The organism is Pseudarthrobacter sp. DSP2-3-2b1 (assembly GCF_049895945.1).
Taxonomy (GTDB): domain Bacteria; phylum Actinomycetota; class Actinomycetes; order Actinomycetales; family Micrococcaceae; genus Arthrobacter.
The window spans coordinates 216,156-228,052 of the sequence record NZ_JAFCTI010000002.1; the positions used below are offsets into that span (position 1 = coordinate 216,156).

Below are 11,897 nucleotides of genomic sequence, written 5' to 3' on the forward strand. Positions count from 1 at the left end.
CGGATGACCGGTGCCACCCCCGCAGCTTCCGTCACTTCTTCTTCCCACACCGTTCCGAACTGGCCGGCCCCCTTCGCCAACCGGCCGATCAATGCCACTGTCACGGTGCCGGGTTCAAAGTCCCTGACCAACAGGTTCCTGGTGCTCGCGGCGCTGGCTGACGGCCCGTCACGGCTCCGGGCTCCCCTGCATTCCCGTGATTCGGCGCTGATGATTGACGCGCTCCGCCAGTTGGGCGCCTCCATCACCGAGGTGCCCGGAGACGGCGCATTCGGGCCGGACCTCGAGGTAGTTCCCCTGAGCCAGGAGGTGCCAGCGTCACGGACGCGCATCGACTGCGGGCTGGCAGGAACCGTGATGCGTTTTGTCCCGCCGCTGGCGGCACTGCGGAACGGCGTGAGCGACTTTGACGGCGATCCCCACGCCAGGAAGCGCCCCATGGGCACCATCATCGAGGCCCTGAAGGGGCTCGGCGTGACGTTGACAGCGGACGACGGCGGCACCCCCTCGTCGCTGCCGTTCAGCGTTGAGGGCACCGGGGAAGTCCGGGGCGGCCACCTGGTGATCGACGCCAGCGCGTCGTCACAGTTCGTCTCGGCCCTCCTGTTGGTGGGTGCAAGGTTCGCTGAGGGACTCCACCTCGAGCACGTCGGCAAACCCGTGCCCAGCCTAGACCACATCGACATGACGGTGGCAGTGCTCCGGAGCGTCGGGGTGGCAGTTGATGACTCGGTGCCCAACCACTGGGTGGTGGCGCCCGGACCCATCCGCGCCTTTGACCAGCGCATCGAACAGGACCTCTCCAACGCGGGTCCCTTCCTGGCCGCTGCCCTGGCCACGGGAGGAACGGTGCGGATCCCGGACTGGCCCGAAGGAACCACACAGGTGGGAGACCTGTGGCGGAGCATCCTGGCGGACCTGGGCGCGGAAGTAAGCATGGCGGACGGTGTCCTTACAGTCACCGGCGGACCTGAGATCAAGGGTGGCAACTTTGCCGACACGAGCGAGCTCGCCCCCACTGTCGCGGCGCTTTGTGCCCTGGCCAGCGGGCCTTCGCGGCTGACCGGCATCGCCCACCTGCGCGGCCACGAGACAGACCGGCTCGCAGCACTGGTCACCGAAATCAACCGGCTCGGCGGGGATGCCGAGGAGACCAGCGACGGCCTGGTGATCCGGCCTGCCAGGCTGCACGCCGGCGTCGTCCACAGCTACGCCGACCACCGGATGGCAACCGCGGGCGCCATCCTGGGCCTGGCGGTACCCGGTATCGAGGTCCAGGACATCGCCACCACAGCCAAAACCATGCCGGAGTTCCCGCGGATGTGGGCAGACATGCTCGCCCAGGGCAGATCTTCAGCCGAAGCCGCGGAAGGTCCCGGCAGTGGCACGCAGCACTGATTCCTGGGACGAGTCCGATGTCCGGATCCGGCCCAGTAAAAAAGGCTCCCGGCCGCGGACCAAGGACCGGCCCAGCCACGACGACGCCGTCACCGGCCGCATCATCACCGTGGACCGCGGCAGGTATACCGCCATCGTCGGTGAAGGCTCCGGGGACGAACGCGTGATCATTGCCGCGCGGGCCCGCGAGCTGCGGCGCTCCCCCGTGGTGGCCGGCGACTTCGTCTCCCTCGTAGGGGACGTCTCCGGCGAACCCGACACGCTGGCCCGGCTGGTCAGGATCCAGGACCGCCGGACCCTGCTCCGCCGCAGCGCGGATGACACTGACCCGATCGAGCGCGCCGTGGTGGCCAACGCTGATCAGCTGGTGGTGGTGGTGGCCGCCGCCAACCCTGAGCCGCGCACCGGCTTTATCGACCGCGCCCTCGTGGCCGCATACGACGCCGGCATTGAGCCGCTGCTGCTCGTCACCAAGGCGGACGTCAAGGACCCCGCTGAACTGTTGTCCAACTACGAGCACCTGGACTTTCCGGTCATCATCAGCCGGACGGCAGACTCAGCGGCATCGGGTATCGACGCCCGCTCGGACGACGGCCTCTCCGCGCGGCTGGACAGCGACGCTGTGGAGCAGCTGCGGGCGCACCTGGACGGAAAAGTGACTGTGATGCTGGGCCACTCCGGCGTAGGCAAATCCACCATGGTCAACGCGCTCACGGGAGCTGAACGGGCCACCGGCGGCGTGAATGCGGTGACGGGCCGCGGCCGCCACACGTCGTCGTCGGCCCTGGCCTTGAAACTGACCGATGCCCCGGCGGGCAGCTGGATCATCGATACCCCCGGCATCCGCTCGTTTGGCCTGGCCCACGTGGACCCGGACCGGATCCTGCGGTCCTTCCCGGACCTGGAGCCGGGCACCGACGCCTGTGAACGCGGCTGCAAGCACAACGCCGCCGCCGTTAACTGTGGGGTGGACGCCTGGGTGGCCGCCGGCAACGCAGGCCCAACCGGACCGGCCCGGCTCGCATCACTGCGGCGGCTCCTGGGCGCCGATCCCCGGCTGGAGGGCCAGGAAACCAAGGAACTGGGCAGCATCAGCTAGCTGCTGGACGCCCACCTCCCCGGCTCAGCAGCCGGGAGACGGTAGTTTGTAACCATGATCCAACCCGCTTCGAGCTACAACGATGACCTGCGCCTGGCCCATGTGCTGGCCGATTCCGTGGATGACCAGACCATGAGCCGCTTCAAGGCACAGGACCTGCACATCGAGACCAAGCCTGACCTGACGCCGGTCACCGATGCGGACAAAGCCGCGGAGGAAGCCATCCGCGGCCAGCTTTCCCGCTCGCGTCCCCGCGATGCCGTGCTCGGGGAGGAATTCGGCAGCTCCGGTCACGGATCGCGCCGCTGGATCATCGACCCGATTGACGGAACCAAGAACTTCGTCAGGGGCGTTCCGGTCTGGGCCACGCTGATCGCCCTCGTTGACGAAGGCGAACCGGTGGTGGGAGTGGTCAGCGCGCCCGCCCTGGGAAAGCGCTGGTGGGCCGCCAAAGGTGCCGGCGCCTACATGGGCCGGTCGCTCGCAGCCGCTACCCGGCTCCGCGTCTCGGACGTGTCCAAGCTGTCAGACGCCTCCCTCTCCTATTCGAGCCTGGGCGGCTGGAAGCAGCGCGGCAACCTTGATGACTTCCTGGGCCTGACCGAGGATGTCTGGCGCACGCGCGCTTTCGGCGATTTCTGGTCCTACTGCATGGTGGCCGAAGGTTCCGTGGATATCGCCTGCGAGCCTGAGCTGAACCTGTACGACATGGCCGCGCTGGTCCCCATTGTGGTGGAAGCCGGCGGCCGCTTCACCTCGCTCGAAGGGGTGGACGGGCCGTTCGGTGGCAACGCCCTGGCCACGAATTCCATCCTGCACTCCGAGGTCCTCAAACGGCTGAATCCGGATCTGGACGATCTCCTCTAGTCCGGCACACGGACCCTTTTATCGAACATTCGACGGCGGGCGCCTCCGCAAGGGGGCGTCCGCCGTCGTATCTTCGGACAAAGCCGCACACTTCAAAATGCGCGTAACAAAGCCCTTAACATTTGGCTGGACTTTTTTCCGGCGCGGGACATGTCCTACGCTCTTAACAGGTCACGAGTGCCAGCGCTAAACCCCGGTTTGCTGGCCGGCAACCCTCCATTCGCGGTGGGGTGCCCCGGGTGACGACCAGGCCGGTCCGGAACGGACACGGCAAGCGCGGATTCCCGGGTAACGGGCGTCCTTTCAAAGTGAGGTCTCCGTGACAACTGCCACTGTCTCCCCCAACGCCGTTTCCCCAGTCCACACAGCCAACTCCGCTTTCAATGATCCGTTCGCCATCGCCGGGCGCCCCCTGTCCGCCGTCACCGGCGCTGAGATCCAGGCCCCGCTGATCCAGGGCGGCCACGTCCGCTACGCCAACCTGGATTACGGCGCCTCTGCACCGGCCCTCTCCGTGGTGTCCGCCTACCTGAATGAGATCCTGCCGTTCTACGCCAGCGTCCACCGCGGCGCCGGCTATGCATCGCAGATCAGCACCTCCGTCTACGAGAACTCGCGGAACATCGTGCGTAACTTTGTGGGCGGCCGGCCTGACGACTCCGTGATCTTTACCCGGAACACCACAGACTCGCTCAACCTGCTGGCCGGCTGCCTTCCGCTGACGGACGGACGGCCAACCGGGGATGTGCTTTACCTGGACATCGAACACCATGCCAACCTCCTGCCGTGGCAGGGTGTCCCGCACCGCAGCGTTGTCGCAGCCGGCACGATCGCGGGGACCATCGAGGCACTCCGTGCCGAATTTGAGCAGGGAAGCGTCAGCCTCCTCGCCGTCACGGGCGCCTCCAACGTCACCGGCGAAATTCTCCCCATCAGGGCACTGGCCACCCTGGCCCACGAGTTCGGAGCCCGGATTGTGGTGGACGCCGCCCAGCTCGCTCCGCACCGCCGGATCAACATCAGCGCCGACGGCGTGGACTACGTGGTCTTCTCCGGCCACAAGCTCTACGCCCCGTTCGGCGCCGGTGTGCTGGTGGGCCGGACGGACTGGCTCGATGCCGGAAAACCTCACCTCGCCGGCGGTGGCGCCGTCCGTGAGGCACGGCTCGACGGCGTCAGCTGGGCCACCGGCCCGGCGCGGCACGAGGGCGGCTCCCCCAACGTCCTGGGTGCGGCAACCCTCGCCCGCGCTACCCAGGTCCTCGCATCACTGGACCAGGAACGCTGGCACGCCCACGAATCAGTCATCAGGGCTTTCCTGGTGGAAGGGCTGCAGAAGATCGACGGCGTCACCGTCCACCAGATCTTCTCGGATACGGACGCTGAAACCGGGACCATCGGCGTCGTGAACTTCTCGGTGGCCGGCTACGATGCCGGACTGGTGGCCGCCTACCTCTCTGCCGAGCACGGTGTGGGCCTCCGGGATGGCCGCTTCTGCGCCCACCCGCTGCTGAAGCGCCTCGGACTTCCTTCGGGATCCCTGCGGGCGAGCTTCGGGGTAGGTTCCCGGCTCGAGGATGCCCAGCGGCTCCTGGCCGGCATCGAGCAGCTCCGCAGCACGGGCCTCGGCTGGGATTACGTGGTGGATTCGGGGCGCTGGGTCCCGGCCAACGACTCCCGCACGTACCCGGAGTGGGCTCCGAACACACCCGGCACCGCCGGTGCTGCACCGTGCCTTGATGACTGAGCTTTCCTGACCAGCTGGCCGCGATCAGGCGGTTGCCTCCCATGCGGTAAATTCGAAGGATACCCATGGGCATCAGCTGAAGGAGGCCGCACGTGGCACGGGGTGGCCCCAGGCTCGATCACGGCCGCCGCCGGGAGCTCGGCCAGAGCTTCCAGGACGGCGGCGAACACTACCAGCGGGTCCGCCCCGGTTACCCCGGCGAATCAGCCGACTGGCTGATCCCGGCCGGGGCCAGGGACGCCGTCGACGTCGGCGCCGGCACGGGCAAGTTCACCGCCCTCCTGCTGGAGCGCGGCCTGACAGTCGCCGCGGTGGACCCTTCCGGGGACATGCTTGGACAGCTCCGAGCCCACTATCCGGAGGTGTCCGCAACCCAAGGGACAGCGGAGGCGACCGGACTCACCAGCTCTGCGTTCGACGTCGTCAGCGTTGCGCAGGCGTGGCACTGGTGCGATCCGCTGCCGGCGAGCACGGAACTGGCGCGTATCCTCCGCCCCGGTGGGACGCTGGGGCTGACCTGGAACCAGCTGGATACGTCCATCCCGTGGGTTCACCGGCTGTCCCGCATCATGCACGCGGGCGATGTTTACAAGCCTGGTTTCCGGCCGGTAGTGGGGCCGGAGTTCGAAGGCCTCGAGAGCCATGTCACCCGGTGGGAAGACAGCCTCAGCACGGCCGAAATCATGGAGCTGACAAAGTCGCGCAGCTACTACCTGCGTGCTACGGAGGCAATCCGCGGCAAGGTGTTGGCCAACCTCGACTGGTACCTCCACGAGAATCTGGGACACGACGCCGACGCCGACATCAGCCTGCCGTATCTGACGCTGACCTGGCGGGCAGCCAAGGCGTGATGCCCGCCAGCAGGTAGGCTTGAGGGGTGAAGACCAGCGCGCCCTCCTCCTCCATCGAGGACTACGTCAAGGTCATTTACGGCTTTACGGAGTGGCAGGCCAAACCCATCACGTCCTCGCAGCTGGCGCAGCGCCTGGGCGTTGCGAACTCCTCGGTATCGGAGATGGTGCGCAAGCTCAAGGACCAGGGCCTGGTTGACCACAAACCGTACAGCGCCATCACCCTCACACCGGCCGGCGTCAGGCTTGCGCTCTCCATGGTGCGCCGCCACCGCCTGATCGAGACCTACCTTGTGCAGGAGCTCGGTTACAGCTGGGACGAGGTCCATGATGAAGCCGAACTGCTGGAGCACGCGGTCTCGGACACGTTCATTGAGCGGATGGCCACCAAGCTGGGCAACCCCCAGCGGGACCCCCACGGCGACCCGATCCCCGCGGCGGACGGCACGGTCCTGCTGCCACCCGCCCACCTCCTGGCTGAACTCGATGAAGGCCACACCGGCAGGATCACGCGCATCAGCGACGAAAATCCGGACCTGCTGCGGTACCTGGCAGCCGAAGAAATAGACCTCGACGCCGAAGTGGAGGTCCTGGGCCGCAGGCCGTTCGGCGGCGCCCTGATGGTACGGATCCGCAACGCCGGCAGGAGCCGGGACTACGATCTGGCGGATGAAGTGACGGCGGCGCTGTGGGTTCACAGCGACCACACCCATGTGGGCTGTGTCCTTGCACCTGTTTCATGAAGAGCGCCGGGATGCCTGACTGGCGGGCCTGGCTGGCGGTTGCTTTGGGTGGATTTGCCGGCACGGAGCTCCGTTACGGGCTGGGGATCGCTTTTCCTGAATCTGCCGGCCAGGTCCCCTGGACCACGCTGGGCATCAATGTGGCGGGCAGTTTCGTGCTGGCTCTGTTCACCACGCTGTGGATCGCCCGGCCCGGCACGGCCTTCTGGCTTCGCGCCGCACTGGGGCCGGGCCTCCTGGGATCGTTCACCACATTTTCCGCGGTGGTGTTCTCCATGGACCAGCTGGCCAGGGCGGGCGATCATCCGGTGTGGCTTGCCTACCTCGCGCTGTCCCTGCTGCTCGGCCTTGGCGCCGCGGCGGGCGGCTGGCGGACGGGGCGGCTGCTGGCTGACCGGCGGCGGGTTGCCTCGTGATGGCCGCTGCCTTGGTGGGAGTCTTCGGGATGGCAGGCGCGCTGCTGCGCTTCGCCGTCGACAGCTGGTTTGCCCACCGGGCAGTCCGCCGGTCGGCCCACAGCCCCAGCGGGTCACCCCGGCATTGGCCGTGGGCCACGCTCACGGTCAACGTCGCGGGGTGCCTCATTATTGGGCTGTCGATGGGGATCACAGGGCGGCTCGGCCTGGGTTCCGAGTGGGAGGCAGCCATCGCCACGGGCCTGGCCGGCGGGCTCACCACCTTCAGTTCGTGGACGGTGGCCACTGTCCGGCTCCTCACAGAGTCGAGGTTCGGCGCTGCTGCGCTGAACGTAGGCGCAAACCTCGCCGCCGGTGGTGCGGCTGCGGCTCTGGGCATAACCCTCGCTTCCTGACCGTTCGCGCCTAAGCCTGATACCGCCGTCGTTCGTTCATCGCGGCTGCGGATGACCTGGTAATTGCGGCTCGGGAGGTTTGGCGCCGTCCCGTATCGTTGACTGTGATGATTAGCAGACGCGACGCGGCAATTGCCCTTGATGTACCGATGGAAATGGCCCAGCGCCATGGCATCCCCAAACGCCTGACCGAAGCCGAACTCGGTGAGATCCTGGACAATCCGCCGGCCTGGCTGATCCAGTCGCGGGCGAACCGGACCGGCAAGCGCCCGGTGTGGGTCCATCTTGAGTGCGCTGTCTGCGGCTATGAGGAAGCGGCCCGTCCTAAGAAATGGTGGCCGGAATTCACTTATGTGGTCTGCGGCCACCATGCGCCCAGTGAAGTCCCGCAGGCCCGCCCGGGCCTGGTCAGGAGTGAGTTCGACGGCGTCGGGACCCGTTTTGTGGGCATCGCGGACGTAGCGGTTCCGGACTGATTCCGGGCATTTATTTCGGGGCGGAACAGGGGTATTTTACGAGGAGGGACGTATTGCGTCCCTTGTTGTAAGGAGTACCCCATGCCTGACAAGACCCCCCATCAGAACCTGTCGAAGAAGCCGGTTAAGACCATCAAGGAAAAACGCGCGGAGAAGAAGGCCAAGAATCCTGAAGGCGCACAGGACCCGGTAGCGCATCTGAAGAAGCGCCGGTAGCGGTCACCCGTTCTGTGCCATCTCTTCCGGGACGGCAGCCAGATTCAATTCCTTGCCGTCCCTCAGCACGCTGATCTGCAGCGGCTGGCCGATCGCATCGGCGAACAGCAGTTTCTGCAGGCTTTCCGCGTTGCTGACGGGGCGGCTTCCGGCTGTCATGATGATGTCCCCGGCTTGCAGGCCGGCACGGTCTGCCGGTGAACCGGCCAGGACCTCCACCACCCTGAGCCCGTCCCGTTGGCCGGTGCGGATCACAGCACTGGCGGTGAGGCGGATGGGGGTGCTGACAACACCCAGGTAAGCGCGCTTTACCCTTCCGTCCTTCAGGAGCGCTGAGATGATGCGCCGGGTTGTGGTGTTGATTGGCACGGCAAGGCCCAGCCCAGCGCCGGCCACTGCTGTGTTGATTCCCACGATGCGGCTGTGCGCGTCGGCCAACGCACCACCTGAACTGCCTGGGTTCAGGGCGGCGTCTGTCTGTATAACGTCTTCGATCACGCGCCGGTTTCCGCCCGACCAGACGGGAATGGCCCGGCCCAGTCCGCTGACGACACCCGCAGTCACTGATCCGGCCAGACCCAGCGGATTGCCCACGGCAATGACCAGCTGGCCTACCCGGAGCGACTCGGCGTCGCCGAACTGTGCTGGCGAAACTTTCGGTGCCCTGCCGTGGACCACCGCGAGATCGGACAGCGGATCCACGCCCACCAGTTCAAGGTCAGTCCGGCTGCCATCCGCAAAGGAGGCGTGGCCCTGGTGGGTGCCGGCCACAACGTGGGAGTTGGTGAGGAGGTAACCGTCCTCGGTGAACAGCACAGCAGAACCCGCTCCCATGCGGAAGCGGCCGTTACGGCGGCTGCTTGTCATCTCTATTGCTGCGACGTGCGGGGTGACGGTCTCAGCCACCCGCATGACCGTCTCCGAATACGAATCCAAGGGATCGTCGTCGAACGCTGTTTGACCGGGCTCGCGCATCTGGTCCATGGCGCACCTCCTGGCTGCTTTGCCATATCCGGCTTCCAGACCTTGTGCTGCGCCGGATCCTATAGTGGACAACCACAGCCCCACTCCTGCTAGTCCCGGCCCGGCTACGCCGTCGGTGAACAGGGCAGAGCGCTCACCGTTTGTTGCTTGTTAACGCCAAAAGACCCGGACGCAATGTCCGGGTCTTCTGGCATGTCTTGCGACATTTCAAAATGTGGAGATGGGGGGAATTGAACCCCCGTCCGATGTTGTGTTAGCAGGGCTTCTCCGGGCGCAGTTCGCGTTGGAGTTTCTCGGCCCCAGCCATCCTGCAAACGGGTGGCTGATCCGGGCCCAGTCATCTAAGAGTCCCGTTTACCCCGATGACGGAGGCAAACAGCAGTGGCTATCTAAATGACGCCAGTATCCGGGGCGATAGCAACCTCGGGCTGACGAGCTTGCTATGGCTGCTTAGGCAGCGAGAGCGAAGCTAGTGCGATCGTTAGATTTGGCACTTATTGTTTTGCAGACAGCGTTTACGAGATAATTCTGCATCCTCGGCCCGCTTCACCTGCCGCGACTAACATCGTCGAAACCGATCATCCCCGTATTTTGTTATCAAACCCGGCGGAGCCTCTGATTGCTCAGAAAACCCTGCCGGACTACTTATCATAACGCATCAGGTGCCCTGCTTCATTCCCAAAGGCACGGTGCGGGTCAGCGGCGGTTGCGTTCCCGCAACTCACGCAGCGATTCGCGTTTATCCTGCTGCTCACGCAGCGTCTGGCGCTTGTCGTAGTCCTTCTTGCCGCGGGCAATGGCGATTTCCACCTTGGCGCGGCCGTCCAGGAAATACAGTTGGAGCGGAACCACGGTGAAACCGGACTCACGGATCTTCATCGAGATCTTGTTGAGCTCTTCACGGTGCAGCAACAGCTTCCGGCGGCGGCGTGCGGAGTGGTTGGTCCAGCTCCCCTGGTTGTACTCGGGGATATGGATGCCCTCCATCCACAGTTCGTCGTTGTAGAACGTGCAGAAACCGTCAACCATGGAAGCGTGGCCTTCGCGCAGTGACTTGACTTCAGTCCCCATGAGGGCGATCCCGGCCTCGTAGGTGTCGAGCACGTGGTAGTCATGCCGGGCCTTGCGGTTGGTGGCCACCACTTTACGGCCACTTTCTTTGGGCACGGTGGAACTCCTCGGTTCTTGGATCCTGGTTGCCTCCGGCCGGTCCGGCGCGGAGTCATACCAGTGTACGGCAGGCGCGGACCGCGGTTACAGCAGCCGCATCGGGTCAACAGCGGACCCGTTGAGCCAGGTTTCAAAGTGCGAGTGGCAGCCGGTCGAGTTTCCGGTGCTGCCTGAGTAAGCGATGAGCTGCCCCTGGGACACCTGCTGGCCGTTCGAGACCACCACGCTGGCGTTGTGGTAATAGATGGTGGTCAGTGAGTTGCCCTGGACCACGCCGTGGGACAGCTTCACCCGGAACCCGCCGCCATCGGAGGAATTCCAGCCGGAGGAGAAAACCTCCCCGGCCGCTGCAGCGTAAACAGGCGTTCCGCAGCCGGCGCCGAAGTCGATGCCGGTGTGCAGGTAGCCACCTGAACCGTAGAAGTCGATGGTTCCGGGCGGGGTGGCCCGCCAGCCGAAACCGGAGGTGATGGGAACGTCGCCGGAGAACGGGTGCCGCAGGCCAAAGGCCGACGGCGATCCGGTCACCGGAACGTATTCCACCCGCGGCGGCGCGGGCTGGTTCCGGGCCGCCGCGTCGGCCGCCGCGGCGGGGGCGGCCGACGCGGCGAGACGGCGCTGTTCGGCTTCCCAGGCTTCCCGGAGCCGGCGGTCGCGTTCGGCGATCTCGTTCGCCACGGCGTTCTGGCTGGCCTCAACCGCTGCCATCTGGCTTTGAATACCCGGCTTTGCAGCCTGGAGCTCCGCATCAAGACGGGTGGTGTCGGCGATCAACTGATCGACCTGGGCCTTCTTGGCTTCAGCCTCGTCACGGGCTGCCTTCTCCCGCTCCAAAGCGGCGTCGGCCTTGGCCTTGAGGTCCCTGATTTCGGCTTCAACGGCTTCGAGCCGGGCCTGGGAATTCACGTTGGTGGCGCTCTGCTGGGACAGTTTGTCCATGGCGGCGTTCTGGCTTCGCATGGCCTGGTCAGCCAGGTCCATCGTCTCGGTCAGGCTGCTGCCGTTGTTCGCCCCGAAGAAAAGAGTCAGGTTCGATGGGACGCCACCGGATTTGTAGGCCTGGGTGGCGATCTGGCCAATCAGCTTCTTGGTGTCGGCAATCTTTTGTTTGTCAGACTCCAGCTGCTGCGTGATCTTCGCCTTGTTCTGCTGCGCCAGGTCAACGCGCGCCGTCAGGGCTTCAACTTCCTTGACCGCACTCGCCACCCTGCCCTGGGCTTCGAGAAGCGCCTGCTGGGCACCGGGCAACTGGCCCTGGTAGATCACCAGGTCTCCGGCGGCCTTGGCGATCCGGGAATCCACGAACTCAAGGGACTGCTGCACCCGCGCGGCCTCCGCCTCCAGAGCGGCGCGCTTGTCATCCAGCTCATCGGCCTGCGCTACGGGGGCCGAGGCGCCGAGGCTGGCGGCAAGCACCAGCACCAGGACGCCGCTCAGCATGCCGCTGAGACGGCCCGCCGGACGGCGGCGTTCGGCCCGGTGCCGGGGCGCAGTTCGGTGCAATACGTTCATAGGGATTCCTTGTTCGGTTTGCA

The 11,897-nt window shown here is 65.8% G+C and carries 13 protein-coding genes, 1 other RNA gene and 1 riboswitch; of the genes, 10 read left to right on the top strand and 4 right to left on the bottom strand.

The window, feature by feature from the left end; translation table 11 throughout:
- Positions 1-3: 3 nt before the first annotated feature.
- From aroA to ACP7AX_RS03635, 10 genes are all read left to right on the top strand, one after another.
- Positions 4-1,398: a 3-phosphoshikimate 1-carboxyvinyltransferase gene (aroA, locus tag ACP7AX_RS03590; RefSeq protein ID WP_426225409.1), complete on the top strand. Its 1,395-nt coding sequence runs from the start codon at positions 4-6 to the stop codon at positions 1,396-1,398.
- Complete coding sequence (gene rsgA, locus ACP7AX_RS03595; protein WP_108599233.1) at positions 1,382-2,497, top strand: ribosome small subunit-dependent GTPase A; 1,116 nt, start codon at positions 1,382-1,384, stop codon at positions 2,495-2,497. The genes aroA and rsgA overlap by 17 nt, the downstream gene beginning before the upstream one ends.
- Before the next feature lie 54 nt (positions 2,498-2,551).
- Positions 2,552-3,364 (top strand): histidinol-phosphatase, encoded by an 813-nt coding sequence (gene hisN / locus ACP7AX_RS03600; protein ID WP_131682648.1) that lies wholly within the window; start codon positions 2,552-2,554, stop codon positions 3,362-3,364.
- 169 nt (positions 3,365-3,533) lie between these two features.
- Positions 3,534-3,647: riboswitch (SAM riboswitch) on the top strand.
- A 36-nt stretch (positions 3,648-3,683) separates the two neighbouring features.
- Positions 3,684-5,111 (top strand): aminotransferase class V-fold PLP-dependent enzyme, encoded by a 1,428-nt coding sequence (locus ACP7AX_RS03605; protein WP_426225410.1) that lies wholly within the window; start codon positions 3,684-3,686, stop codon positions 5,109-5,111.
- Between the two features lie 92 nt (positions 5,112-5,203).
- Complete coding sequence (locus ACP7AX_RS03610; protein ID WP_426225411.1) at positions 5,204-5,962, top strand: class I SAM-dependent methyltransferase; 759 nt, start codon at positions 5,204-5,206, stop codon at positions 5,960-5,962.
- Between the two features lie 26 nt (positions 5,963-5,988).
- On the top strand, positions 5,989-6,705 hold the full coding sequence (locus ACP7AX_RS03615; RefSeq protein ID WP_426225412.1) for a metal-dependent transcriptional regulator: 717 nt from the start codon (positions 5,989-5,991) through the stop codon (positions 6,703-6,705).
- Positions 6,706-6,716: 11 nt separating this feature from the next.
- On the top strand, positions 6,717-7,121 hold the full coding sequence (locus tag ACP7AX_RS03620) for a fluoride efflux transporter FluC (RefSeq protein ID WP_426225413.1): 405 nt from the start codon (positions 6,717-6,719) through the stop codon (positions 7,119-7,121).
- Positions 7,121-7,516 (top strand): fluoride efflux transporter FluC, encoded by a 396-nt coding sequence (locus ACP7AX_RS03625; RefSeq protein ID WP_426225414.1) that lies wholly within the window; start codon positions 7,121-7,123, stop codon positions 7,514-7,516. The genes ACP7AX_RS03620 and ACP7AX_RS03625 overlap by 1 nt, the downstream gene beginning before the upstream one ends.
- A 107-nt stretch (positions 7,517-7,623) precedes the next feature.
- Positions 7,624-7,992 (top strand): hypothetical protein, encoded by a 369-nt coding sequence (locus tag ACP7AX_RS03630; protein ID WP_426225415.1) that lies wholly within the window; start codon positions 7,624-7,626, stop codon positions 7,990-7,992.
- Positions 7,993-8,073: 81 nt separating this feature from the next.
- Entirely contained in the window at positions 8,074-8,208 is a 135-nt protein-coding gene (locus tag ACP7AX_RS03635) for a hypothetical protein (RefSeq protein ID WP_426225416.1), read from the top strand.
- A 3-nt stretch (positions 8,209-8,211) separates the two neighbouring features.
- Here ACP7AX_RS03635 and ACP7AX_RS03640 read toward each other — a convergent pair whose 3' ends face one another.
- From ACP7AX_RS03640 to ACP7AX_RS03655, 4 genes are all read right to left on the bottom strand, one after another.
- Positions 8,212-9,192 (bottom strand): S1C family serine protease, encoded by a 981-nt coding sequence (locus ACP7AX_RS03640; RefSeq protein WP_426225417.1) that lies wholly within the window; start codon positions 9,190-9,192, stop codon positions 8,212-8,214.
- Positions 9,193-9,404: 212 nt separating this feature from the next.
- Positions 9,405-9,778: a transfer-messenger RNA gene (ssrA, locus tag ACP7AX_RS03645) on the bottom strand.
- A gap of 110 nt (positions 9,779-9,888) precedes the next feature.
- Positions 9,889-10,359: an SsrA-binding protein SmpB gene (gene smpB, locus ACP7AX_RS03650; protein WP_131682656.1), complete on the bottom strand. Its 471-nt coding sequence runs from the start codon at positions 10,357-10,359 to the stop codon at positions 9,889-9,891.
- A gap of 87 nt (positions 10,360-10,446) precedes the next feature.
- The gene (locus ACP7AX_RS03655; RefSeq protein WP_426225418.1) at positions 10,447-11,874 is read right to left on the bottom strand and encodes a peptidoglycan DD-metalloendopeptidase family protein; all 1,428 of its coding nucleotides are present in this window, start codon (positions 11,872-11,874) and stop codon (positions 10,447-10,449) included.
- Positions 11,875-11,897: the final 23 nt, after the last annotated feature.

What these genes read in the sequence shown, in the direction of transcription:
- ACP7AX_RS03620 (WP_426225413.1), top strand. Translation starts at nt 6,717, where the DNA reads ATGCCTGACTGGCGGGCCTGGCTGGCGGTTGCTTTGGGTGGATTTGCC.
- aroA (WP_426225409.1), top strand. Translation starts at nt 4, where the DNA reads ATGACCGGTGCCACCCCCGCAGCTTCCGTCACTTCTTCTTCCCACACC.
- ACP7AX_RS03635 (WP_426225416.1), top strand. Translation starts at nt 8,074, where the DNA reads ATGCCTGACAAGACCCCCCATCAGAACCTGTCGAAGAAGCCGGTTAAG.
- ACP7AX_RS03655 (WP_426225418.1), bottom strand. Translation starts at nt 11,874, where the DNA reads ATGAACGTATTGCACCGAACTGCGCCCCGGCACCGGGCCGAACGCCGC.
- ACP7AX_RS03640 (WP_426225417.1), bottom strand. Translation starts at nt 9,192, where the DNA reads ATGGACCAGATGCGCGAGCCCGGTCAAACAGCGTTCGACGACGATCCC.
- ACP7AX_RS03625 (WP_426225414.1), top strand. Translation starts at nt 7,121, where the DNA reads ATGGCCGCTGCCTTGGTGGGAGTCTTCGGGATGGCAGGCGCGCTGCTG.
- hisN (WP_131682648.1), top strand. Translation starts at nt 2,552, where the DNA reads ATGATCCAACCCGCTTCGAGCTACAACGATGACCTGCGCCTGGCCCAT.
- ACP7AX_RS03630 (WP_426225415.1), top strand. Translation starts at nt 7,624, where the DNA reads ATGATTAGCAGACGCGACGCGGCAATTGCCCTTGATGTACCGATGGAA.